A 25,309-nucleotide genomic window follows, 5' to 3' on the forward strand; every position below is an offset into this window, starting at 1 on the left:
TTCTGTCATAGCTAACTTCTAACATAGAGAATAGTAAGAGATAGAGAGAAACGTATGGACAAACAGTATTCATACCCTTTGGATTTGTCGTGGAGCACTGACGAAATAGCGGCAGTGCTTTCTTTTTTGAATCAAGTGGAGCTTGCTTATGAAGGTGGAGCAGATCGTCAAGCGCTCCTTTCAACCTATCAGCAGTTTAAAACAGTTGTTCCGAGCAAGGGACAGGAACGTCAAATTGATCGTGACTTTGAAGCAGTCAGTGGCTACTCAACCTATAAGGCCGTTCAAGCTGCAAAAGATCCTAAGAAAGGAAAAGTGAGTCTTGGAAACTAAGTTTGATTTTGCTAAAAACTTGGTCTGGTCTGCGGGAGCTTTTTTAAAGACGCAGATGGACCAACCTTTTGAAATCAAGGAAAAAACGGATTTTACGGATTTGGTCACCGATATGGATCAAAAGGTTCAGGACTTTTTGATGGAAGCGATCATGGAAGCTTATCCTTTAGACTGTTTTTTAGCAGAAGAAGGAGAGGTGTTCCAAGACATTCATGAAGGCAATATCTGGGTGATTGATCCAATTGATGGGACGTCTAACTTTGTGACTCAAAAAACAGATTTCGCCATCTCGGTAGGTTATTATGAAAATGGTGTAGGGCAGTTCGGCCTAATTTATGATGTCATGGCTGAGGAGATGTTCTATGGTGGTGGAGACTTTGAGGTATTCTGCAATGGAACCCCCCTGCCAGCCTTTGAAGATCGCCCATTTAGTCAGAGTTTATTAGCCATTAATCCTGGCATGTATCGCCACAACGTAGCTGGTGTCGGAGATTTAGCTAGCCAATTTTTGGGAGTGAGAACCTATGGTTCTGCAGCCCTTAGTGCCTCTAAGGTTCTTGCGGGCCAACTTTTTGGCTATATTTCTAATATCAGTCCATGGGATTATGGGGCTTCAAAGATTATGGGAGACCGTCTTGGTTACGTTACAGTGACCTTATCGGGTCAGGAGCCATCTTTTAAAGAACGTGAGTTTCTCATGCTGGTTCCTAAAGCGCGCTTATCAGATATTCAGAAAGTATTGGAGATTTAATGCAGTTACCAGAATCTTTTCGCTTGAGATATGAAAAATGGCTTGGCACAGAAGAGGCACAAGCTTTTTTTCAGACCTTTGATCAACCTGCTGTATCAGGATTCCGAAGTAATCCTTTGAAGGAGAAACAGAAGTCCTTTGAAGACCCTATCCCCGGTATGCCTTGGTCCTATTACGGCAAAGTGCCAGGGAAGTCCTTGGAACATGTAACAGGTCTTGTGTATTCGCAAGAGCCAGCTGCTCAGATCGTTGGTCAAGTGGCCCAGCCAGAACCTGGCATGAAGGTGCTCGACCTTTGTGCTGCACCTGGTGGCAAATCTACTCATCTCTTGAGTTATCTCAATAATCAAGGGATCTTAGTGTCCAATGAGATTACCAAAAAACGCAGTAAAATTTTGGTTGAAAATATAGAACGCTTTGGCGCTCGTAACGTCATTGTGACCAATGAGCCTGCGGACCGCCTCGCTAAGGTGTTCAAAGCGTATTTTGATGTTATTGTCCTTGATGCTCCCTGTTCGGGAGAAGGGATGTTTCGAAAAGACCCAGATGCCATCCAGTATTGGTCAGAAGATTATCCAGCGACTTGTGCCCGTTTACAAAGGGAGATTCTAAGCGATGCTATCACTATGTTAAAACCCGGAGGTCGCCTAGTGTATTCGACTTGCACTTGGGCGCCTGAGGAAAATGAAGACATTGTGAATTGGGTATTAGAAGAATTTCCAGATTTTAAACTTATACCTGTGACTAAAATCAATGGTATGACTGAGGGACTTGGTCAGTCTGAGACGGCTCGGATGTACCCCCACCATTTTAAAGGGGAAGGGCAGTTTGTAGCTCATTTTCAGGACAATAGAGAGCTAGTATCTGACAAGCGACTAAAAGCTGGCAAGTCAAATCTGACTAAGGATCAGTTGGACTATTGGAAGGAGTTTGAAAGCAGGCACTTGAACTTAAAGCTAGAGGGTCTCTTGCAAACCTTTGGGGAGGAACTGTATCTGGTTCCTCAAGGTTTGCCTGATTTGAGTAAGATGAGATTAGCCAGAAACGGCCTCCATCTGGGAACCTATAAGACCAAGCGGTTTGAACCTAGCTTTGCCTTGGGAGTCGCTCTCAGACCAAAAGAGGTTATGCAATCCCTCACGCTCAGTGACGAAGAGGCTGAACGTTATATCAGAGGAGAGGCTTTAGCGCTGAATTGTTCGCTTCCTAACGGATGGTATCAAGTTTTAGTCGCTGGCAATGGTTTAGGCTTTGCCAAATGGGTCAATGGAACCCTAAAAAATTACTATCCTAAAGGCCTTAGAATCAAATAAACTGCTTTTCAAATACTTTCAACTATGTTATAGTGGAAAGAGGGAAATTCTGTAAAATTTTTGTGAAGTTAAGGTAAATTTCCCTCTTTAAAATAAAGGAGATATCCGTGAAGATTAAACACAAATGGAGCCAAATGCTCATGCTAGCCATAGCGGCTGTAAATCTGTCAGCTTGTGCCAGTTGGATCGACAAAGGAGAATCGATAACTGCGGTTGGATCAACGGCATTGCAGCCACTTGTTGAGGCGGCAGCTTATGAATTTGGTCAAGAAAACCTTGGTAAAACGGTTAACGTCCAGGGTGGTGGTTCCGGTACAGGTCTTTCTCAAGTCCAATCTGGTGCCGTCCAGATAGGAAATAGTGACCTTTTTGCTGAGGAAAAAGATGGTATTGATGCCAGTATCCTTGTCGATCATCAAGTAGCGGTTGCAGGATTAGCTGTGATTGTCAACAGCAAAGTTACTGTTGATGATGTGACGACCGAAGAACTGCGCCAGATTTTCAGTGGGGAAATTTCAAACTGGAAGGAACTAGGTGGACAAGACTTAGACATTTCCATTATTAACCGCGCAGCAAGCTCAGGATCTCGCGCAACGTTTGATAGCATTATTATGGATGGTGTTGCCGCTAAACAGAGTCAAGAACAAGATTCCAACGGGATGGTTAAATCCATTGTCTCTCAGACACCAGGTGCCATTTCTTACCTTGCTTTTGCTTATGTTGATGATTCCGTGAAAAAACTGAAACTCAATGGTTTTGAAGCAACTGCTGAAAATGTAGCTACCAATGATTGGCCAATCTGGGCTTATGAACACATGTATACAAAAGGTGAGCCTACTGAGTTGACCAAAGAGTTTATGGATTATATGATGAGTGATGAAGTGCAAAAGGGTATTGTGCCGACTATTGGTTATATCTCTATCAATGAGATGCAAGTAACCAAAGACGCTCAGGGCAATGTGACAGCAAAATAAGGAGGAAACATGAAAAATGAAGAATTGGCGAAAAAATTGACCACACCGTCAAAAAATTCTCGCCTTGAAAAATTTGGAAAAACGATTACCTTTTTATGTCTAGCCCTCATTGTCTTTGTTGTTGCTATGATTCTCATTTTTGTGGCTCAAAAAGGTCTTTCCACCTTCTTTGTGGATAAGGTTAATCCCTTAGATTTTCTATTTGGAAAAGTATGGCAACCAAGCGTTAAAGATGCTGATGGCAATCCCTATCTTGGTGCTTTACCGATGATTATGGGTTCCTTTATTGTAACGATTTTATCAGCCCTGATTGCAACGCCCTTTGCTATTGGAGCAGCGGTCTTTATGACCGAGGTCTCTCCTAAGTATGGTAAAAAAATTCTCCAACCGGTTATCGAACTACTCGTTGGTATACCATCAGTTGTTTATGGGTTTATCGGTCTTCAAGTGGTTGTGCCATTTGTTCGCTCTATTTTTGGAGGAACCGGTTTTGGGATTCTATCAGGGGTATTCGTTCTCTTTGTTATGATTTTACCGACAGTAACCTTTATGACGGTTGATAGTTTGCGTGCTGTTCCTCGCCATTATAAGGAGGCCAGTCTGGCCATGGGAGCGACGAGGTGGCAAACCATTTGGCGTGTTATCCTCAATGCAGCCCGCCCAGGCATCTTCACTGCAGTCATCTTTGGGATGGCACGTGCCTTTGGTGAAGCCCTGGCGATTCAGATGGTTGTTGGTAACTCTGCTGTTATTCCAACCTCTTTAACGACACCAGCCGCGACACTTACCTCTGTCTTGACTATGGGAATTGGAAATACTGTTATGGGAACTGTTCAAAATAACGTTCTCTGGTCCTTGGCCTTGGTCTTACTCTTTATGAGTTTGGCTTTCAATATGTTGATGAAGTTCATCACTCGAGAAAGGAAGAAGAACTATGCACGCTAAGAAAGTTGATAAATTAGCAACAGGAATATTATATACAATTGCTGTTATTATCGTTACGATTTTGGCATCGCTAATACTCTTCATTCTTTTTAGAGGTTTGCCACATATCAGTTGGTCCTTTCTGACTAGTCCATCATCTTCTTATCAAGCCGGCGGTGGTATTGGGATACAGCTTTACAATTCCTTCTTCCTCTTGGTGGTCACACTGATTATATCCATTCCTATTTCAATGGGTGCGGGGATTTATCTTTCAGAATATGCCAAAAAAGGGTCTTTGACAAGCTTTATCAGGACTTGTATTGAGATTCTTTCGTCCCTGCCATCTGTGGTTGTCGGGCTCTTTGGTTATTTGATTTTTGTTGTTCAGTTTCAATACGGCTTCTCTATTATCTCTGGTGCCTTGGCGCTAACAGTCTTTAACTTGCCGCAGATGACACGTACGGTGGAAGATAGTCTGCGAAATGTTCACCACACACAACGGGAAGCTGGATTAGCCTTAGGCCTCTCACGCTGGGAAACGATTGTCCACGTTGTTATTCCAGAGGCTTTGCCTGGAATTGTTACTGGGATTGTGTTAGCTTCTGGACGTATTTTTGGTGAAGCTGCAGCCCTCATCTACACGGCTGGTCAATCAGCACCAGCTCTTGATTGGTCTAACTGGAACATTTTTAGTGTTACCAGTCCGATTTCGATTTTCCGTCAAGCAGAAACCCTTGCCGTCCACATTTGGAAGGTTAACAGTGAAGGAACCATTCCTGATGCTGTTCAAGTTTCTGCTGGTAGTGCAGCCGTACTATTGATCTTTATCTTGATTTTCAACCTTTCTGCACGTCGCCTAGGTCAGACCTTGTATAAGAGATTAACCTCTGCAGAATAGTGCTTATTTGATTGGTTTTAACCAAGAATTTCCTGTTTTTAAAATTAAGAAGGAGTCTTAATGGCTGAATATAATTGGAATGAACGCCATATCATCACCTTTCCTCAAGAAACAATTGCCCTTGAAACAAAGGATCTTCATGTTTATTATGGGTCGAATGAGGCTATCAAGGGAATTGATATGCAGTTTGAAAAAAATAAAATCACAGCCTTAATTGGTCCGTCGGGCTGTGGGAAATCAACATATTTGCGTAGCCTTAACCGCATGAACGATACCATTGATGTGGCTAAAGTTACCGGTGAAATTTTGTATGAAGGGATTGACGTCAACCGTGCTGATATGAACGTTTACGAAATCCGTAAACATATTGGGATGGTTTTCCAGCGTCCAAATCCTTTCGCAAAATCTATATACAATAATATCACTTTTGCCCATGAGCGAGCTGGTGTTAAGGATAAAAGGGTTTTGGATGAGATTGTCGAAACCTCTCTGAAACAAGCAGCGCTTTGGGATCAGGTTAAAGATGACCTCCATAAATCTGCCTTCACTCTTTCTGGTGGCCAACAGCAACGCCTCTGTATTGCTCGAGCGATTTCTGTAAAACCTGATATCTTGCTCATGGATGAACCAGCCTCAGCTTTAGATCCGATTGCAACCATGCAGCTCGAGGAAACTATGATGGAACTGAAGGAAAATTACACAATCATTATTGTGACTCATAATATGCAACAAGCGGCGCGTTCTAGCGATTTTACAGCCTTTTTCTATCTAGGAGATCTCATTGAATACGATAAAACCAAAAATATCTTCCAGAATGCTCAGTGTCAGTCGACAATGGACTATGTTACTGGTCGATTCGGATAGAAAGGTAAATGATGATAGAACCAATTTTAAGTGTTAAAGACCTATCGGTCTATTATAAAAAGAAAAAAGCTTTGGACAGCGTTTCTATTGACTTCTTGCCAAATGAGATTACAGCATTGATTGGACCTTCTGGATCTGGGAAATCAACGCTCTTGCGCTCCATTAACCGCATGAACGACTTGAATCCCGAAGTGACTTTGACTGGAACAGTGACCTATAATGGTCATAATATTTATAGTCCTAGGACAGACACCGTTGACCTACGGAAAGAAATTGGGATGGTTTTCCAACAACCCAATCCCTTCTTGATGTCTATCTATGAAAATGTCGTCTACGGGCTGCGCATCAAGGGGATTAAAGATAAAGCAATTCTGGATGAGGCTGTCGAAAAAGCCCTTCGTGGGGCCTCTATTTGGGATGAAGTAAAGGATCGTCTGGACGATTCAGCAGTAGGGCTTTCAGGTGGTCAGCAACAAAGGGTTTGTGTTGCTCGTGTGTTAGCAACTAGTCCTAAAATCATTCTTTTAGATGAGCCAACATCTGCCCTCGATCCAATTTCTGCAGGTAAAATCGAAGAAACGCTATTTGAGCTTAAGAAAGATTACACGCTTCTCTTAGTGACCCGTTCCATGCAACAGGCTTCTCGGATTTCAGAGCGAACTGGCTTCTTCTTAGATGGGGAACTGATTGAATTTGGGAAAACCAAAGAAATGTTCTTAAATCCGACACATAAGGAAACGGAAGATTACATTACCGGTAAATTTGGTTAGTCAGGATTAAAATAGCACCGATTGGGCTATGGAGGCAAAGAGCAATTTTTGTTTCAGCTAATCCTGTTAGAGTGACTAGTTTACAATGAGTTACCTAGACTATAGTCTGGGCTCAAGTTTGAGGGTTATTAACCTTGAGGAATTAAAAAGGAGACCAAAATGCTGAGAGCACAATTTGAAGAAGAGTTAGAGAAATTACACAATCAATTTTATGCTATGGGAACTGAGGTTCTTGCGCAGATTAATAAGACTGTTCGTGCCTTTGTCAGTCACGATCGTGAGTTGGCTCAGGAAGTCATTGCAGGTGATGAAGAGGTCAATAATTATGAATTAAAATTGGAGAAAAAATCTCTAGAAATTATTGCCCTTCAACAACCAGTAGCAAATGACTTACGAACAGTTATTACTGTTTTAAAAGCATCAAGTGATGTGGAACGAATGGGTGACCATGCCTTGTCAATTGCAGAAGCAACCATTCGTATGAAGGGGGAGACCCGTCTTAAAGAAGTTGAAGAAGAAATCAGTAAAATGGGTCGTGCGGTTAAGTTAATGGTTGAAGAAACAATGCATGCCTATATCAAGGGAGACGATGAAAAAGCAAGAGAAATTGCGGCTTCAGATGTCGCTATTGATAATATGTATAACGCTATTCAGGCTTTAACTATTGAATTAATCAAGGAAAACCCAGAGGCTGTTGTTGCTGGGAAGGATTATTTCCAAGTTCTGACTTATTTAGAGCGTATTGGAGATTATGCCACCAACATCTGTGAATGGGTAGTCTTCCTTAAAACAGGTAAAATCATTGAATTATAATTAAAAAAGAGAGATTTAGCCAGTCATGATAGCTGAATCTCTCTTTTTCGTATAATTTGAAGTTTTTGTCAACTCTCCTAATTGACTTTCAATCAAGGATACAACAATTTCTATGTCTGACACTATTTAGATGTGACTAATGATCAAAGTCATCTCCCCACCAAAGTCCCACTCCTTGATATCATGTGGAAGAATAAAATGGTCTCCCTTAGTGATTGGGTAAGTCTGCTGACTAACCTTTAGTTGGCCATTACCGTTTATGACAGATACTAAAAGATAAGGTGCTGTCTGTTTCACTGAGACCATTCCAGAGATGTCCCATTTTTCCACCGTAAAGTAGGGGTTGGCGACCAATGTGGTCAAAGTGAAGTTATCCAATTTGACGATGCTTGGTGTGCTATTTTGAGGCTTACCAATCGTTAAAACATCAAGGGATTGCTGAATGTGAAGTGGTCGAAGATTCCCTTGGTCATCTTTGCGATTAAAATCATAAACACGATAGGTTGTATCGCTAGATTGCTGAGTTTCTAGGATAACAATTCCAGGTCCGATAGCATGAAGTGTCCCACTTGGAACAAAGAAAAAATCACCTGTTTGGACGGGAACATGCGTTAAGAGCTTATCCCATTGACCTGTCGTGATGAGAGATTTTAGCTCCGTTTGGCTTTTGGCTTCATGCCCATAAATAATCTCAGCTCCTTGCTCCGCATGCAAGATATACCAGCATTCTGTTTTTCCCAGTTCACCTTCATGTTTTAACGCATAGGCATCATCAGGATGAACTTGGACGCTGAGCCAATCATTAGCATCTAAAATTTTGGTTAAAAGTGGAAATACGGTGCTATCTGGATGTCCGAAAAGGGCAGGCTGTTCGTGGTACAACTGATCGAGCGCTTGTCCCTTATAGGGGCCATTAGCAATAACAGAAGGCCCATTAGGATGGGCAGAAATAGCCCAATATTCACCAGTATGGCTACTAGGGATCTCATAATCAAATAGTTTATTTAAGCGGTCACCTCCCCAAATTTTTTCATGCATGGTCGAAGTTAAAAATAAAGGTTCTGCTGCCATAGGAAACCAACTTTCTAAGTCATTTGTTCCATCATACCATATCTTGATGGATTTTAAAATGGACAATAAGAAAGTCTTACAAAAAACAATACTTTTCTAAACGTGCGCTATTGTTTGCCTACTTCCAAGTTGTTGCTAAAATGGGCTAAGACTGACCCTTGTTAACTTGTTTAAATCCCCACCTTATGGTGTTTAGAAAATCAGTCTCAGCCTTATCTCAAACAGAAGAGTTTCTAATCGTTTTGACGCTTCCAGCTACTGCACATTCTCATAAAATCAATCAATAAAAGAACCTGAGACTGCTTGTCCCAAGTTCTTAATCTCTAGACGGGCTAAAGATATCGTTAGTATATTAGCGAATCGCTTTTTCTGTTTGGATATCGAAGAAATGTGCTTTATTCATATTGAAGGCCAATTTCACGATTTCACCAGGTTCGTGGTAATCACGAGCATCTACACGTGAGATGAACTCAATATCGTCAACCTTGCTGTAAAGCATGGTTTCAGCACCGAGTAGCTCAGAAACAACGACTTCAGATTGAATCACGGAATCCGCATAGGCTGTCAATTCTAATTGAGATGCTGTGACATCTTCTGGGCGGATACCAAAAATCAGCTCCTTGCCATTATAGCCTTGTTCTTCCAGTAATTTACGGCGACCTTCTGGAACCTTAACGCGAAGGCTACGCCCAGTTGTAATATAGCCATTTTCTAATTTAACAGTAAAGAAGTTCATGGCTGGCGAACCGATAAAGCTTGCAACGAAACGATTTGCTGGCTCATTGTACAACTCTTGAGGGGTACCGATTTGTTCGACACGACCGATAGTACCATTGCCTGCAGGATTCTTGGTTGAACTCATAATAACGATACGATCAGCCAGAGTCATAGCCTCTGTTTGGTCATGCGTTACGTAAATAGTAGTCGCTCCAATACGACGGTGAATCTTAGAAATTTCTGCACGCATGGAAACGCGAAGTTTAGCATCCAAGTTAGAGAGAGGCTCATCCATCAAGAAGACTTTTGCATCCCGAACGATCGCACGTCCCATGGCAACACGCTGACGTTGACCACCAGACATGTCTGCAGGTTTACGGTCTAAAAGCTCAGTCAAGCCGAGGATAGCAGCAGCTTCTTTAACACGACGGTCGATATCATCTTTTGGATATTTACGGAGTTTAAGACCAAAGGCCATGTTATCGTACACAGTCATGTGTGGGTAGAGGGCATAGTTTTGGAAAACCATGGCAATGTCACGGTCCTTAGGTGCCACATCGTTCATTAATTTGTCATCGATGAAAAATTCACCTTCAGTGATATCTTCAAGACCAGCGATCATGCGAAGAGTTGTTGATTTACCACAACCAGAAGGACCTACAAATACGATGAATTCCTTGTCCTTAATGTCGAGGTTGAAATTTTCAACGGAGTAGTGGTCGCTGCGTTCATAGCGTTTGTAGATATTGTTTAACTTTAACTGAACCATGCTGGTTCCTCCTTATTCATTATAAGGTTATTATAAATGAAAACGTTTTATTTTTCTTTGGTCATAGTGCTTAAAAAGAAAAAAACATTTTGTGCAAGCTGCACAAAATGTCAGGATGAGAACTGTAATAAAGCGATATAACACACAGCTAAGTCATCCATACTTTTGAGGGACAGACCTGTTTGCTCCTGAAACTTATCCAAGCGATACTGGAGAGTGTTACGATGAATGTAAAGTTTTTGAGCAGCTTTTGTGACAACAGCTTGTTCTTCCCAGAGGGCTTTAATGGTTTCTTCCATATCGTCCTGGCTCATGATAAGCTGGGCTAAAAGAGGGTAGAGTTCAGCTGAGGTTTCTCCAGCTGTTCGCAATAGAGTGAGCGAAAATGGGTTAAAGCCTGAGAAGCTAGTCTTTTGGAGATTGTGACTAAAAAGTTGGTCCTCTAACTGATACGCTTCTGACCAGTTGGACATCATCCTTTCAGACCACATTTGCCCTAATAAAGCAGTTATCGTCATATCAAAGTCAAATTCCATACTTGCTAAAATCTCTGACATAATCGATTCGACAAAGAAGTGAGGGTCCTGATTGAGGATAAGGACATAGCGATTGGGTGTAATTTTTAGAGACGTGATGAGATTAGGAAGTAAGTGTGAAAGCATGTCCAACCACTCCGCTTCAAAATCATTTTGATCAGTATGTCGGATGACTTGAACATGTAAAAATTGAATCAGTCTGACTGGACTAGGGAGACCCCCTTGATTTTGGACAAGGTAAGCATACCAAGGGTTAGAAGAAGCCACCTCTTTTTCTGATGAAAGAAGTTGCTTTAACAGGAGGTGTTCTCGGGCCGTTAATTCATTGCTATTAATATTAAGCCATTTGCCATCTGAGCGAGGAATACTTACCATACCTATTTGCTCAAGTTGCGTATTTGTTACACTAGCAGATGGGAAAAAAAGATCTAATTGTTCCAAAGGATATCTCCAAGCTTTGTCTTTTTTTATTCCAGTATAACACAAGCCTTTTATTTTATCAGGATTGAGTTGATTTTAGCCTTGTTTAAGATGAATGTGTATAATGAAAACAACCCCTTTATGTCAGATAATGTGTGGGTCCTAGTGATTTATAGACTGACGTGGTATAATATAAGAAAAACGAGGTTAAACGAATGATAAAAATATTACTTGTAGAAGATGACCTTAGCCTATCCAATTCAGTTTTTGACTTCTTAGATGATTTTGCAGATGTCATGCAGGTTTTTGATGGCGAAGAAGGTATTTATGAAGCGGAATCTGGTGTTTATGATTTGATTTTGCTGGACTTGATGTTACCAGAAAAAGATGGCTTTACCGTTCTTAAGGAGCTCCGTCAAAAAGGAATTACGACACCTGTCCTCATTATGACGGCCAAAGAATCCTTAGACGACAAGGGACATGGTTTTGAACTGGGGGCAGATGATTATTTGACTAAGCCCTTCTATCTTGAAGAACTCAAAATGCGGATCCAAGCCTTACTCAAACGGTCAGGAAAATTAACAGAGAATACTCTTTCCTATGGAGATGTTACAGTCAATTTAGCAACAAATGCTGTCCTAGTTAATGGGCAGGAAGTAGAACTTTTAGGAAAAGAATTTGATTTACTCGTTTATTTCTTACAAAATCAAAATGTTATCTTGCCTAAAAATCAAATTTTTGACCGAATCTGGGGATTTGACAGTGACACCACTGTTTCAGTAGTCGAAGTCTACGTCTCTAAAATCAGAAAAAAATTAAAGGGGACAGAATTCGTGAAAAACTTATCAACCTTAAGAAGTGTCGGGTATATATTACGAAATGTGGACTAAAGTAAAATCTATTTTTAAATCAGATATCTTCAACTATTTTTTGAGATATTTTAGTGTATTTACAATTATTTTCTTAGCGATGACATTGATTATTCTACAGTTAATAACCAATAGCTTATATCAAAATACGGATAAAACCTTAGAATATCAAATTGAAAATCCTGGAAATATTCTCTATATTGCTCAAGTTCGTTCTTTAATCAACGAAGAAGGAAAAATCACGGCTGTGGAAGAAATCATTGAAGATGAGAACGGAGTGACCACGGATGAAACTATTGATGACGCTGAAGTTAGTGAAGTTCCCAGAATAAAAAAATTAGACATTAAAATTGGGACAAGTAGCCAAGCTATTCTGTTTGATGAAGACAAAAACCCAGTTACGCGACTTGATCATGTTCTAGGTTTGGACAAAATAAATCCAAATTTTAGCAATATGGGGTCCATTCAGGAACTTGAAATTACGACAAGCTTTGATACGGTTGATACTTATCGATATGTCATAGTTGAACTTGATGACAGTTATTTACAAGATAGCTCCGTGAAATATGCCATGTCACTCATCAATGTGACGCAGTTGAAGTCAACTGGAGATGCAACACGGCGTATCGTGCTCTATGTGATGATTGGTTTTTGGTTGGCATCAACTTTTGCGGCATTAATGCTAACAGTTATAACGGTAAGACCCATTAGAGACTCTCTTGAAAAGCAAAAGGCATTTGTTGAAAATGCCAGTCATGAGCTGAGGACACCTCTAGCAGTTCTACAAAATCGGTTGGAATCGCTATTTCGTAAACCAGATACGACGATTTTAGAAGAATCTGAATCGATTGCTTCCAGTTTGGAAGAGGTTCGAAATATGCGATTATTAACAACCAACCTTCTGAATTTAGCGAGAAGAGATGGCCAATTAAAAGTTGTCATGGAGACAGTTGAGCCTGTTTTTTTTGAATCTATGTTTGAAAACTTCTCTCTTATAGCTGAGGAAAATGAGAAGCTATTCAAATCCCAGAATCTGGTTAGAAAAACCATTAAGGCAGATAGCGCCCTTCTCAAACAGTTGATTACCATTTTATTTGACAATGCCGTTAAATATACTGGGGAGGATGGTGAAATAAAGATTACCTCTAAACTGAGAGAAAGACTATTGGTGATAATAGTGGAAGACAACGGTGTTGGCATATCAGATGAAAACAAGAAAAAAGTTTTTGATCGCTTTTACCGTGTGGATAAGGCTAGAACTCGCCAGAACGGCGGATTTGGACTTGGCCTTTCTCTAGCAAAGCAAATCGTTGACCAATTAAAAGGTCAAATTTTAGTCCATGACCGTGTTCCTAACGGAACCATATTTGAAATACGATTACCATTGTGATGATGGCCAATCTTAAGCCTGACAAAAAACCTTCTAAAGTTTGCTAACGAACTTTAGAAGGTTTTTTAATAGTTGAGAAGGATTCATCTAGCATATTGAAAAAAAATGAGGTGGCATCAACTGAATTTGATGAACTCAGATCTCCCTGTAACCGTGTTGTCTGGTCCCAATTTGTTGTTTAGCACCTATTGGTTAATCTCAACCTAATTTTTCCAGAAATAAATCAATGTCTGTTTGTTTTTTTAGGACTATGACTTTTTTAGGGTACTTTTCGATGAGTTCTAGGTATCTTTGTCTGGCTCTTTTAGAGCGTCCTTTCCATAATATCCAAATGATGATTTTCATAGGTTCCCTCAATGAATGATCAAGAAAACCACTTCTGAAAGAAGAAGTGGTTAAATGTCTTATTAAGCTAATTTAGCAGCAAGACGAGCCTTGTCACGGCTAGCTTTGTTTTTGTGGATCAAGCCTTTTGTTTCTGCTTTATCGATCGCTGAGCTAGCTGCACGGAAAAGTTCTTCAGAAGGGTTAGCTTCAAAAGCTTTAATCGCTGTACGCATTGCTGATTTTTGTGCTGAGTTTTTAGCGTTGTGTTTAACGTTCAATTCAGCGCGTTTGATAGCTGATTTAATATTTGCCAATTTGTTCACCTCCATCTTAATCTAACCATATCATTATATCTGAAAATCTATCGTTTGACAAGCATTATTATTTTTTAAGGTAAATTTTGTCAATCTTATGATTGGCAGACTTATACAAAATGAGATCCGCCCGACTCCGAGTCGGTTCAATATATTGTTCTAAATTTGGAAGGTTAATGGATCTCCATGTATCCCTTGCAAGTTGGATAGCTTCAGAATAGGGGAGATGTGTAAACTGATGGTAATAGTTCTTTGGATCAGTTTCGGCCAATTGCAGTAACTTACTAAAGCGTTCTATATACCAGCTTTCAATGGCATCGTGTTCTGCATCGACATAAATTGAGAAATCAAAGTAATCACTGATGTAGAGACCTTGGTTTTGAGGAATTTGGAAGATATTAATTCCTTCGACAATCAAGAAATCAGGGGCCTCTATCCACTGTTCTTGGTCCTTTAGAATATCATAAGTTTCATGAGAATAAATTGGAATGGCACAGTTTTGACCACTTTTTATGGTATCTAAAAAGTTCAGTAATAATTCCATATCGTAAGATTCTGGAAAACCTTTACGATCCATAATGCCTTTTTGCTCCAAGATAGCATTTGGGTATAAAAACCCATCTGTCGTAACCATTTCAACTCGAGCATTTTTAAAGGCTCCAGCTAATAGTTTTTGAAGTAGTCGGCTTGTTGTAGATTTACCGACGGCAACAGAACCTGAAACTCCAATAATGAAAGGTGACTGACGGATTTTTTCTTGCAGAAAAAGACTTTTAGAAAAGGACAGGTCATCATTTGATTTCTTATAAATACGAATTAAACTTGTTAGAGGCAGATAGATATCGATGACATCCTGAAGACTGATCCTATCGTTTAGAGATTTAATCGAATCAAGCTCATCGGATGTCAGCGGTGGTGTTGTATTTCGATGTAGGTTCTGCCAATTTTCCCGAGAGATTAGTTCAAAATTGATAAACTCGTTTAACATGCTACTGTTCTCCTTAAAATATCTTCTATTATAGCTTAAAATATCAGAATATTGGTAGAAAAAGATTTTTTAAATTAGAGGACCCCCATAAATAGAAAACGCTTGCAAATAATGTTTGTAAATGATATACTAATATTCCTAAAGAATCTTAAGAAGGATCTTTAGCTGTCTTCAAAACTAATTATGGTAAAATAATAGTATGAGTAAAATGTATTATGCTGAAAATCCTGATGCTGTGCATGATGTCCAGCAATTGAGGGTAAAACTCCTCAGCCAAGATTTCACCTTTTGGACAGATTCAGGTGTTTTCGCCAAAAAAATGATTGATTTTGGCAGTCAAGTCCTGCTTAATAATCTTGATTTTCGAGCAGGAGAAAAAGTTTTGGATGTCGGTTGCGGTTACGGTCCACTAGGAATTGCCTTAGCTAAGGTTCAGGGTGTCTTGCCAACCATGGTTGATGTTAATTTACGAGCATTAGATTTAGCTCGAAAAAATGCTGACCTCAATGGGGTTAAGGCCTCTATTTTTCAATCAGATGGCTATGATCAAGTGACAGATTGTTTTGACCATATTATTTCCAATCCACCGATTCGTGCTGGAAAGCAAGTTGTTCATCGGATTATTATAGAGAGCATTGATCACCTGAATCCGAATGGGACATTTACCATTGTCATTCAAAAAAAACAAGGGGCTCCGAGTGCCAAGGCAAAAATGGAAGACGTTTTTGGCAATGTCACTACCCTTAGAAAGGAGAAAGGATATTATATCCTTCAGAGTATAAAAGATGAGAGCTGTTGACTTAATTCAGAAAAAACGAGATGGTCAGGCATTGTCTCCTGAAGAGATTAAATGGTTAATCGAAGGCTATGTTGAGGGGACAGTTCCTGATTACCAAATGGCTGCCTTTGCCATGGCGGTTTATTTCCAAGGGATGTCAACTGAAGAGATTTCAGAGTTGACCATGAATATGGTAGCGTCAGGGGATCAAATTGATTTGTCAGCTATTCCAGGTATTAAAGTCGATAAACATTCTACTGGGGGAGTAGGTGATAAAGTTACCCTCATTCTGGTTCCATTGGTGGCTTCCTTCGGCGTTCCAGTGGCAAAAATGAGTGGACGAGGTCTCGGTCATACGGGTGGAACTCTGGATAAATTAGAAGCCATAAAGGGTTATCAAATAGAACAAACTCAAGAAGCTTTTATTAAGCAGGTCCAAGATATCGGTTTAGCTGTTATCGGCCAGTCCAATAATTTGGTTAAGGCGGATAAGTTGCTCTATGCCCTTCGTGATGTGACGGCAACAGTTGATATTATTCCACTGATTGCTAGCTCTGTTATGAGTAAGAAAATTGCAGCTGGTGCTGATGCCATCCTTCTTGATGTGACTGTGGGCGACGGTGCCTTCATGAAAAATATTGAGGACGCGCGTGATTTAGCCCAAACCATGGTCAATCTTGGTAAGGCAGTTGGTCGCGAAACAGTTGCTGTTTTAACCAACATGGGCCAACCGGTTGGTAGAGCTATTGGCAATCGCTTAGAAATTTTGGAAGCTCTTGATATCTTGAAAGGTCAAGGGCGTAAAGACGTTACGCAGTTCATCTGCGAACTTGCTCGAATTATGTTGGGTCTTGCTGGAGTTGAAAAGTCTATTTTGGAAATTCAAGAGCACCTTAGTAATGGAAAAGCATTAGCAAAATTTGAGGCCATGGTAGAAGCCCAGGGGGGTGACTTGACGGATCTCTACAGAGAGCCTGATGTAGCAGAAGTGATAGAGATTCTGGCTGAAGAAGACGGCTATATTTCTGAGTTACCAGCCCTTGAGTTTGGACTTTTCGCCATGAAACTTGGGGCAGGTCGTGCGGTAAAAACGGACGTTTTAGACTATGAAACCGGTATCGTATTCGAGAAAAAGGTTGGAGATGCCGTAAAAACAGGAGATATTGTCGCAAAAGTTTATACAAACCAACATTTAGATCAAAAAGTACTGTCAGAATTCAAAAAAAATGTTAAAATAGATAAGGAAGAAGTTAAGGTAACTGAGATTCTTGAAATCATATCTTAAGGGTAACGATTATGGATTTAAATAAATATATAGACCACACTATTTTGAAGCCAGAAACCACTAAAGAACAGGTTTTAGCCATCATTGATCAAGCAAAGACATATGACTTTGCAAGTGTTTGTATTAACCCTGCATGGGTAGCACTAGCTGCTGAAGAACTGAAGGAAACAGATGTGAAAGTTTGTACGGTTATTGGGTTTCCTCTTGGAGCTAATACTTCTGCTGTCAAAGCTTTTGAAACAGAGGATGCCATTGCCAACGGTGCTGATGAAATTGATATGGTCATCAATATTGGTGCCTTAAAATCTGGGGATTTAGAATTAGTAGAATCTGATATTAAAGCTGTTGTTGATGCTAGTGGCGACAAATTGGTTAAGGTCATCATTGAAACTTGCCTTCTAACCGATAAAGAAAAAATTGTGGCTTGTGAATTGGCCAAGTCTGCTGGAGCTGATTTTGTTAAAACATCGACAGGATTTTCAACAGGTGGGGCTAATGTTCATGACATAGGCTTAATGCGTCAAATTGTTGGATCAGAAATGGGAGTTAAGGCTTCTGGTGGAGCTCGCTCCTTAGAGGATGCACAAGCCTTTATCGAAGCTGGCGCCAATCGTATCGGGGCTTCATCAGGTGTAGCGATTATGAAAGGACTGCAAGCAGATGGCGACTACTGAGTTGATTAATCAGGCCATTGCAGCCAGTCAGCATGCACATGTGCCCTATTCCCATTTTCCAATCGGAGCCGCACTAGTAACCAAAGCTGGGGACGTTTACACCGGCTGCAATATTGAAAATGCTTCATTTGGTTTGACCAATTGTGGTGAGCGAACAGCAATCTTTAAGGCCGTTTCTGAAGGACATAAAGAATTTGCAGAACTCGTAGTTTATGGGACCTCTGAGCAGCCAATTTCACCTTGTGGTGCTTGTCGCCAGGTTATGGCAGAGTTTTTTGAAAAAGACATGCCAGTGACTTTAGTGTCTAGAAATAAAACGACAGTCGTGATGACAGTCGGGGAGTTACTTCCATATTCCTTTACAGATTTAAATTAACTGGAATCTAAAAATACAGCATCATGTCGTGGTGGAACTGTTTAGTCAGTCATCGTCATGACGACATGAGGTTAGGGCATGTTTAACGAGCAGTTAACCCCTCGTGTTTTTAAGTTTTGGATCATTTAAATTTGGACAGTCATCATGACTGGAACTTTGCAACTTATCTGTTGCACAAAATTTTTTTAGGAGGGTTCATTTCAATGAACAAGAAATTTTTAGGTTTAGGACTTGCAGCAGTTGCAACCCTTACACTTGCAGCGTGTGGTAGCCGTACCGCTAACAACACGTCTTCTTCAAATACTGGTGAAGAGCCAGCAATCAAGGCTGCTATCGTTACTGACGTTGGTGGTGTTGATGACCGTTCTTTCAACCAATCAGCTTGGGAAGGTTTGCAAGCTTGGGGTGAAGAACATGGTTTGTCAAAAGACAATGGTTTCACTTATTTCCAATCTAACAGTGAATCAGAGTATGTGACTAACCTTGATTCAGCTGTTTCAGGTGGTTACAACCTTGTCTTTGGTATTGGTTTTGCCTTGGAAACAGCCATTGGCGAAGCTGCTGACAATAATCCTGATACACATTTCGCTATTGTTGACTCTGTTGTTGCAGACAAGGACAATGTTGTAAGTATCGGTTTTGCGGACCATGAAGCATCTTACCTTGCTGGCGTAGCTGCTGCTAAATCTACCAAGACAAATCACGTTGGTTTCATCGGTGGTATGGAAGGTGTCGTTATTGACCGCTTTGAGGCTGGTTTCGTAGAAGGGGTTAAATCAGTTAATCCAGATATTAAAATTACTGTAGATTACGCTGGTTCATTTGTGGATGCGGCTAAAGGTCAAACGATTGCTGCGGCTCAATATGCTGCAGGAGCAGACGTTATCTTCCACGCATCTGGCGGTACAGGAAACGGTGTCTTTGCTGCTGCTAAAGCGATTAACGAAACAACGGATGAAGCAGATAAAGTATGGGTTATTGGTGTTGACCGTGACCAATCAGAAGAAGGTAACTACACGTCTAAAGATGGTAAAGACTCTAACTTTGTTTTAGCATCAACGATCAAAGAAGTTGGAACATCTGTTCGTGAAATTGCTAACCAAGCAATTGAAGGCAACTTCCCTGGTGGTGAAATCGTAACCTTCTCTCTTGCAGATCAAGGTGTCGAATTGGCTGAAACTAACCTTTCTTCAGAAGCTTCAGAAGCAGTAGCTACTGCTAAAAAAGCTATTATCGATGGAGAAGTTAAAGTTCCAGAAGCACCTGAAAAATAATCAGGTCATATAATCCCTAAAGGCGATCATAGTCGGTCGCCTTTTCTGGGAACTGAGAGTTTTTCTCAGTAAAGCTTATTTCAGAAGAAGTAGGTTTTACTGTCAAAAATGATCATCAGAAAGGATTATGACTATGGCAAATGACTATGTCATTGAGATGCGTGGAATCACCAAAACTTTTGGAGAGTTTACGGCAAATGATAATATCAATTTAAATGTCAAAAAAGGGGAAATTCACGCCTTACTTGGTGAAAATGGTGCTGGAAAATCAACCCTAATGAATATGCTGGCTGGTCTTTTGGAACCGACTAGTGGTGATATTTTAATCAATGGAGAAAAGGTTACCATTGATTCTCCTTCAAAGGCTTCTCGCTTGGGTATCGGTATGGTCCATCAACACTTCATGTTGGTAGATGCTTTTACTGTGGCTGAAAATATTATTCTAGGAAGTGAAACCACAAAAGCTGGTATCATAGATATTAAGCAGGCTATCGAAGAAATCAAAGAGCTCTCTGCTCGTTATGGCTTATCCGTTGATCCGACTGCCAAGGTTGCAGATATTTCAGTTGGAGCACAGCAGAGGGTTGAGATTCTTAAAACCCTATACCGCGGTGCTGACTTGCTCATTTTTGATGAACCGACTGCAGTGTTGACACCGGCAGAAATTACAGAACTGCTTGAGATTATGCGCACCCTGGTCAAAGAAGGAAAATCCATCATACTCATTACCCATAAACTGGATGAAATTCGTGCAGTAGCTGATATGGTAACCGTTATCCGTCGTGGGAAAGGAATACAGACAGCGCCGGTAGCAGGAGCCACAAACAGTGATTTGGCAGAGTGGATGGTGGGCCGTTCCGTTTCCTTTAAAACAGAGAAAGTTCCTGCGGATCCTAAAGAAGTTATACTGTCTATTAAAGACCTCGTTGTTGATGAAAACCGTGGGATTCCAGCTGTTAAGAATTTATCCTTGGATGTTCGTGCAGGTGAAATTGTCGGAATTGCTGGGATAGATGGAAATGGACAGAGTGAACTCATTCAAGCCATTACTGGCCTTCGTAAGGTTAAGTCTGGAGAAATTTGGATTAAGGGAGAGAATGTCGTCGGCAAGAGCCCTCGTAAAATCACTGAAATGCAGGTGAGTCATGTCCCTGAAGACCGCCATCGGGACGGTTTAATTCTTGACATGACCATTGCTGAAAATATCTCCTTACAGACCTACTATAAAGAACCCATTTCTAAAAATGGCATTCTTAATTACAATAAAATTAACGAAAAAGCGCGTCAATTGATGGAAGAATTTGACGTTCGGGCTGCCAGTGAAACGGTCCCTGCTAAGGCTTTATCCGGTGGTAACCAGCAAAAAGCCATCATTGCTCGTGAAGTTGATAGAGATCCAGACTTACTGATTGTTAGTCAACCGACACGTGGACTTGATGTCGGTGCCATTGAGTATATTCGGAAACGGTTGATTGCAGAGCGTGATAAAGGGAAGGCCGTCTTAGTTGTTAGTTTTGAACTAGATGAAATTCTAGACGTATCTGATCGCATAGCAGTTATTCATGATGGGTCCATTCATGGTATTGTGACACCAGAAACCACCAATAAACAGGAACTAGGTGTGTTAATGGCTGGTGGGTACTTAGAAGGGGGAGAAGTTCATGCCTAAAAAATTTCAGAATCTGGCGATACCTTTGTTAGCAGTCCTTTCAGGCTTACTCCTAGGCGCCGTTATCATGTTAATCTTTGGATATGATCCGATTTGGGGTTATGAAGAGCTTTTCTATACAGCATTTGGTAATATAAAATCGATTGGTGAGATCTTTCGGGCCATGGCTCCTCTGGTCTTTACTGCCCTTGGATTTGCAGTTGCGAGTAGAGCTGGTTTCTTTAATGTCGGCTTACCTGGTCAAGCGCTTGTCGGCTGGGTTTTTGCTGGCTGGTTTGCTCTTGAAAATCCAGATCTTCCTCGTCCAATCCTTATCCTGGCAACTGTTTTAATTGCTATGATTGCGGGTGGGATTGCTGGAGCGATTCCTGGAATTCTCAGAGCTTACTTGGGAACTAGTGAAGTTATCGTAACCATTATGATGAACTACATTTTGCTCTACGTTTGTAACCACTTAATCCGAAATGTTTTCTCAGAAGATATCATGAAAAATACGGATTCTAGTATTAATGTTTCTGCCAATGCTTCTTATCAAACGGCCTGGCTGAGAACATTAACAGACAATTCACGGATGAATATTGGTATTTTCTTTGCCATTATCGCAGTTGTAGTCATCTGGTTCCTTCTTACAAAAACAACACTTGGATTTGAAATACGTTCTGTAGGGCTTAATCCGACAGCATCAGATTATGCTGGGATGTCAGCCAAGCAAACCATTATTTTGTCAATGGTTATTTCTGGTGCACTTGCTGGACTAGGGGGAGCTGTTGAAGGTCTTGGAACCTTCCAAAACGTGTACATTCAAGGTGCTAATTTATCCATTGGATTCAATGGGATGTCCGTAGCCTTGCTAGCGACGAATTCACCTCTAGGGATACCGTTTGCAGCTTTCTTATTTGGAATGCTCTCCATTGGATCTACTGGGATGACTCGTGCAGGGATTCCGCCTGAATTGATTAATGTTGTAACAGCTTCCATTATCTTCTTCATTGGGATAAAATTTGTTTTTGAACAATTGCTAAAATCGAGAAATGTCAAAGCAGTGAAAGGAGCAAAATAAAAATGAATATCACATCAATTTTAATCTTGCTTATTTCGCAAATGCTTATCTATTCAGCCCCCTTGATTTTCACCAGTTTAGGAGGGGTCTTCTCTGAAAGATCTGGTATTGTCAACGTTGGACTTGAAGGGATCATGGTTATCGGGGCTTTTGCAGGGGTTGTCTTTAACATTGAATTTGTTGACGCATTTGGGAAATCTACACCCTTGGTTGCTACTTTAGTGGGCGGCTTAGCTGGTCTGTTATTTGCCATTATTCATGCTGTGGCGACTATTACTTTCCGAGCGGACCATGTCGTTTCAGGGACTGTTCTGAACTTGCTGGCGCCAGCCTTATCTGTCTTTTTAGTTAAAGTTATCTATGGAAAAGGTCAAACTGACTCCATTGGTCAATCCTTTGGCCGGTTTTCCTTCCCACTGCTAGCAGATATTCCAGTCATTGGACCTATCTTCTTTAAAAATACGAGTTTGATGGGCTATGTCGCCATTTTGACAGCTTTTATCGCTTGGTTTGTGCTTTATAAGACAAAATTCGGGTTGCGGTTGCGTTCAGTGGGTGAGCATCCTCAAGCAGCCGATACCCTTGGGATTAACGTCTATCTCATGCGTTATGCTGGTGTATTGATTGCAGGATTTCTCGGCGGAATTGGAGGAGCGGTTAGTGCTCAATCAGTCAATATAAACTTTTCGGCATCCACTATTGTTGGATCTGGATTTATCGCCCTGGCAGCAGTGATATTTGGGAAATGGAACCCTATCGGTGCGATGCTGGCTTCTCTCTTCTTTGGTCTGTCTCAGAGTTTAGCTGTCATTGGAACTCAGATTCCATTCCTATCGAAAGTTCCTGCGGTTTATCTACAGGTTGCCCCATATCTAATCACTATAGTTGCTCTCGCTGCCTTCTTTGGTAAAGCAGTGGCACCAAAAGCTGACGGCGTGAACTATATCAAATCGAAATAATAAATTAGCTAGTTATTGTCGCTTACCCTCCGTATGGGATGATAAATATAACGATTAGGAAATAAATCTTAAAGGGAGTTGGCCCTGTTGCCACTCCTTTTTTTAATCAAAATGGTCTATATATTATAAAAATCAAATAGAGGAATGGCCATCTAGAGACATATAATACTGAAGGTTATCAAACTAAGGCTGCTTTAGATAAGGATAATTTTGATTAGTATTAAAAAATAATCAAATTGTTGGCGCTTGCTGAAAGGCTATGTTAAAATAACAACCGTAAAAAAATTGAAAAGGGGATTTCATTTACATGAGTCAAGGCAAAATTTCTGCATCGGCAGCTATGCTTAACGTCCTAAAAACATGGGACGTCGACACAATTTATGGTATTCCTTCAGGAACATTGAGTTCATTGATGGATGCTTTAGCGGAAGACAAGGATATCAACTTCTTGCAGGTACGCCACGAAGAAACAGGTGCTCTAGCAGCCCTTATGCAACGTAAATTCGGTGGATCAATTGGTGTCTGTGTCGGCTCAGGTGGACCAGGTGCAACTCACTTGATTAACGGTATCTATGACGCAGCAATGGACGGTATTCCAATGCTTGCTATCTTGGGTTCACGTCCAGTTAACGAATTGAACATGGATGCGTTCCAAGAATTGAACCAAAACCCAATGTACCAAAGCGTTGCTGTTTTCAACAAACGTGTAGCATACGCTGAGCAATTACCAAAAGTGATTGACGATGCTTGTCGTGCAGCGATCGCTAAAAAAGGTCCTGCGGTTGTTGAAATCCCAGTTAACTTCGGTTTCCAAGAAATCGATGCAGATTCTTACTACGGATCAGGTCAATACGACCGCACTTTCGTTGCACCAGCTTTGAACGAAGTTGAAATCGATAAAGCCGTTGACATCTTGAACAATGCGAAACGTCCAGTAATCTATTCTGGTTTCGGTGGTGTTGGTGCTGGTGAATTGGTGACAGAATTGTCTCGTAAAATCAAAGCACCAATCATTACAACTGGTAAAAACTTTGAAGCATTTGAATGGAACTACGAAGGTTTGACGGGTTCAGCTTACCGTGTGGGTTGGAAACCAGCCAACGAAGTAATCTTTGAAGCAGATACGGTTCTCTTCATGGGTTGTAACTTCCCATTCTCAGAAGTCTACAATACCTTCAAAAATGTTGAGAAATTCATCCAAGTGGATATCGATCCTTACAAACTTGGGAAACGTCATGCCCTTGATGCGTCTATCCTTGGTGATGTTGCTGAAGCAACAAAAGCGATCACAGCTAAAGTCAATGCTGTTGAATCAACACCATGGTGGAGAGCAACTGTTAAGAACAACCAAAACTGGCGCGATTACATGAACAAGCTTGAAGGTAAAACAGAAGGCGAATTGCAATTGTACCAAGTTTACAATGCCATTAACAAATACGCAGATGACAATGCTATCTACTCTATCGACGTCGGTAACTCGACGCAAACCTCTACACGTCACTTGCACATGACACCTAAGAACATGTGGCGCACGTCTCCTTTATTTGCGACAATGGGGATTGCCCTTCCTGGTGGTATCGCTGCGAAAAAAGATAACCCAGACCGTCAAGTATGGAACATCATGGGTGATGGTGCATTTGGTATGTGCTACCCTGACGTGATTACAAACGTTCAATACAACTTGCCAGTTATTAACGTTGTCTTCTCAAATGCTGAATATGCCTTTATCAAGAACAAGTACGAAGATACAAACAAGCACTTGTTTGGTGTAGACTTCACTAACCCTGATTACAAGATGATTGCTGAAGCACAAGGTGCTGTAGGCTTCACTGTTAACCGTATCGAAGATATCGATGCTGTTGTTAAAGAAGCGGTTGAACTCAACAAAGCTGGTCGAACAATCGTGATTGATGCCCGCATCACACAACATCGTCCAATCCCAGTAGAAGCTCCAGAACTTCGTTTGGAACCAACAGCCTACTCTGCTGAAGAGATTGCTGCTTTCCGTGAAAAATATGAAGCAGAAGAATTGGTGCCATTTAGCCAATACCTTGCTGAAGAAGGACTTAAGTCACGTAACTACAAGTAAACGCATTGTTAAAGAATTAAAACGAGCTTGAGACATTTTGGCCTCAAGCTCGTTTTGAGTATTGAATTCATGAAGTATTGAAGTGTCTAGAAAGTTCTGCACAC

General features: G+C 40.8%; 25 protein-coding genes. 20 read left to right on the plus strand and 5 right to left on the minus strand.

Features of this window, described 5'->3' with window-relative positions; genetic code table 11:
- Nucleotides 1-54 precede the first annotated feature (54 nt).
- The 9 genes from ACVRYP_RS00360 to phoU all read left to right on the plus strand — a co-directional run bounded on the left by ACVRYP_RS00360 (nt 55) and on the right by phoU (nt 7,640).
- Entirely contained in the window at nt 55-333 is a 279-nt protein-coding gene (locus ACVRYP_RS00360; protein ID WP_447466842.1) for a UPF0223 family protein, read from the plus strand.
- Nucleotides 323-1,084, plus strand: a complete 762-nt coding sequence (locus ACVRYP_RS00365) for an inositol monophosphatase family protein (RefSeq protein WP_447466843.1) — start codon at nt 323-325, stop codon at nt 1,082-1,084. The genes ACVRYP_RS00360 and ACVRYP_RS00365 overlap by 11 nt, the downstream gene beginning before the upstream one ends.
- Nucleotides 1,084-2,397, plus strand: coding sequence for an RsmB/NOP family class I SAM-dependent RNA methyltransferase (locus tag ACVRYP_RS00370; protein ID WP_447466844.1), 1,314 nt, complete (start codon nt 1,084-1,086; stop codon nt 2,395-2,397). Before ACVRYP_RS00365 ends, ACVRYP_RS00370 begins: the two co-directional genes overlap by 1 nt.
- Nucleotides 2,398-2,531: 134 nt before the next feature.
- Complete coding sequence (locus tag ACVRYP_RS00375; protein ID WP_447466950.1) at nt 2,532-3,371, plus strand: phosphate ABC transporter substrate-binding protein PstS family protein; 840 nt, start codon at nt 2,532-2,534, stop codon at nt 3,369-3,371.
- Nucleotides 3,372-3,380: 9 nt separating this feature from the next.
- Complete coding sequence (gene pstC / locus ACVRYP_RS00380; protein ID WP_307121658.1) at nt 3,381-4,316, plus strand: phosphate ABC transporter permease subunit PstC; 936 nt, start codon at nt 3,381-3,383, stop codon at nt 4,314-4,316.
- Nucleotides 4,306-5,193 carry a phosphate ABC transporter permease PstA gene (gene pstA / locus ACVRYP_RS00385; protein ID WP_447466845.1) on the plus strand — a complete coding sequence of 296 codons (888 nt, stop codon included), beginning with the start codon at nt 4,306-4,308 and terminating at the stop codon, nt 5,191-5,193. The genes pstC and pstA overlap by 11 nt, the downstream gene beginning before the upstream one ends.
- A 60-nt stretch (nt 5,194-5,253) precedes the next feature.
- Nucleotides 5,254-6,057, plus strand: coding sequence for a phosphate ABC transporter ATP-binding protein PstB (gene pstB / locus ACVRYP_RS00390; protein WP_447466846.1), 804 nt, complete (start codon nt 5,254-5,256; stop codon nt 6,055-6,057).
- An 11-nt stretch (nt 6,058-6,068) separates the two neighbouring features.
- A complete protein-coding gene (pstB, locus tag ACVRYP_RS00395; RefSeq protein WP_447466951.1) occupies nt 6,069-6,827 on the plus strand; it encodes a phosphate ABC transporter ATP-binding protein PstB in 759 nt (252 codons plus the stop codon).
- 159 nt (nt 6,828-6,986) lie between these two features.
- Nucleotides 6,987-7,640 (plus strand): phosphate signaling complex protein PhoU, encoded by a 654-nt coding sequence (gene phoU, locus ACVRYP_RS00400; protein WP_447466847.1) that lies wholly within the window; start codon nt 6,987-6,989, stop codon nt 7,638-7,640.
- Between the two features lie 126 nt (nt 7,641-7,766).
- Here the strand turns inward: phoU and manA are convergent, their stop codons facing one another.
- From manA to ACVRYP_RS00415, 3 genes are all read right to left on the minus strand, one after another.
- Nucleotides 7,767-8,711: a mannose-6-phosphate isomerase, class I gene (manA, locus tag ACVRYP_RS00405; protein WP_447466848.1), complete on the minus strand. Its 945-nt coding sequence runs from the start codon at nt 8,709-8,711 to the stop codon at nt 7,767-7,769.
- A gap of 352 nt (nt 8,712-9,063) precedes the next feature.
- Entirely contained in the window at nt 9,064-10,197 is a 1,134-nt protein-coding gene (locus ACVRYP_RS00410; RefSeq protein ID WP_447466849.1) for an ABC transporter ATP-binding protein, read from the minus strand.
- 110 nt (nt 10,198-10,307) lie between these two features.
- Complete coding sequence (locus ACVRYP_RS00415; RefSeq protein ID WP_447466850.1) at nt 10,308-11,174, minus strand: helix-turn-helix domain-containing protein; 867 nt, start codon at nt 11,172-11,174, stop codon at nt 10,308-10,310.
- 194 nt (nt 11,175-11,368) lie between these two features.
- Between ACVRYP_RS00415 and ACVRYP_RS00420 the strand changes: the two genes are divergently transcribed.
- Together ACVRYP_RS00420 and ACVRYP_RS00425 are read left to right on the plus strand one after the other, a co-directional pair.
- Nucleotides 11,369-12,043, plus strand: coding sequence for a response regulator transcription factor (locus ACVRYP_RS00420; protein WP_447466851.1), 675 nt, complete (start codon nt 11,369-11,371; stop codon nt 12,041-12,043).
- Nucleotides 12,033-13,412 (plus strand): sensor histidine kinase, encoded by a 1,380-nt coding sequence (locus ACVRYP_RS00425; RefSeq protein ID WP_447466852.1) that lies wholly within the window; start codon nt 12,033-12,035, stop codon nt 13,410-13,412. The genes ACVRYP_RS00420 and ACVRYP_RS00425 overlap by 11 nt, the downstream gene beginning before the upstream one ends.
- A gap of 407 nt (nt 13,413-13,819) precedes the next feature.
- Here ACVRYP_RS00425 and rpsT read toward each other — a convergent pair whose 3' ends face one another.
- Nucleotides 13,820-14,068 carry a 30S ribosomal protein S20 gene (gene rpsT / locus ACVRYP_RS00430; protein WP_447466853.1) on the minus strand — a complete coding sequence of 83 codons (249 nt, stop codon included), beginning with the start codon at nt 14,066-14,068 and terminating at the stop codon, nt 13,820-13,822.
- A 52-nt stretch (nt 14,069-14,120) separates the two neighbouring features.
- A complete protein-coding gene (gene coaA / locus ACVRYP_RS00435; RefSeq protein ID WP_447466854.1) occupies nt 14,121-15,041 on the minus strand; it encodes a type I pantothenate kinase in 921 nt (306 codons plus the stop codon).
- Nucleotides 15,042-15,240: 199 nt separating this feature from the next.
- Between coaA and ACVRYP_RS00440 the strand changes: the two genes are divergently transcribed.
- The 9 genes from ACVRYP_RS00440 (at nt 15,241) to spxB (ending at nt 25,205) form a co-directional block, all read left to right on the plus strand.
- The gene (locus ACVRYP_RS00440; RefSeq protein WP_447466855.1) at nt 15,241-15,840 is read left to right on the plus strand and encodes a class I SAM-dependent methyltransferase; all 600 of its coding nucleotides are present in this window, start codon (nt 15,241-15,243) and stop codon (nt 15,838-15,840) included.
- Nucleotides 15,827-17,104: a pyrimidine-nucleoside phosphorylase gene (locus ACVRYP_RS00445; RefSeq protein ID WP_447466856.1), complete on the plus strand. Its 1,278-nt coding sequence runs from the start codon at nt 15,827-15,829 to the stop codon at nt 17,102-17,104. The genes ACVRYP_RS00440 and ACVRYP_RS00445 overlap by 14 nt, the downstream gene beginning before the upstream one ends.
- 11 nt (nt 17,105-17,115) lie before the next feature.
- Complete coding sequence (gene deoC, locus ACVRYP_RS00450; RefSeq protein ID WP_447466857.1) at nt 17,116-17,778, plus strand: deoxyribose-phosphate aldolase; 663 nt, start codon at nt 17,116-17,118, stop codon at nt 17,776-17,778.
- Nucleotides 17,765-18,154, plus strand: coding sequence for a cytidine deaminase (locus ACVRYP_RS00455; RefSeq protein WP_447466858.1), 390 nt, complete (start codon nt 17,765-17,767; stop codon nt 18,152-18,154). The genes deoC and ACVRYP_RS00455 overlap by 14 nt, the downstream gene beginning before the upstream one ends.
- Nucleotides 18,155-18,357: 203 nt before the next feature.
- Entirely contained in the window at nt 18,358-19,428 is a 1,071-nt protein-coding gene (locus ACVRYP_RS00460) for a BMP family lipoprotein (protein ID WP_447466859.1), read from the plus strand.
- 133 nt (nt 19,429-19,561) lie between these two features.
- Nucleotides 19,562-21,097: an ABC transporter ATP-binding protein gene (locus tag ACVRYP_RS00465; protein WP_447466952.1), complete on the plus strand. Its 1,536-nt coding sequence runs from the start codon at nt 19,562-19,564 to the stop codon at nt 21,095-21,097.
- Nucleotides 21,090-22,157 carry an ABC transporter permease gene (locus ACVRYP_RS00470; protein WP_447466860.1) on the plus strand — a complete coding sequence of 356 codons (1,068 nt, stop codon included), beginning with the start codon at nt 21,090-21,092 and terminating at the stop codon, nt 22,155-22,157. Before ACVRYP_RS00465 ends, ACVRYP_RS00470 begins: the two co-directional genes overlap by 8 nt.
- A 2-nt stretch (nt 22,158-22,159) precedes the next feature.
- Complete coding sequence (locus tag ACVRYP_RS00475) at nt 22,160-23,116, plus strand: ABC transporter permease (protein ID WP_447466861.1); 957 nt, start codon at nt 22,160-22,162, stop codon at nt 23,114-23,116.
- 307 nt (nt 23,117-23,423) lie between these two features.
- A complete protein-coding gene (gene spxB / locus ACVRYP_RS00480; protein WP_447466862.1) occupies nt 23,424-25,205 on the plus strand; it encodes a pyruvate oxidase in 1,782 nt (593 codons plus the stop codon).
- Nucleotides 25,206-25,309: the final 104 nt, after the last annotated feature.

It is taken from the genome of Streptococcus rifensis (genome assembly GCF_053203525.1).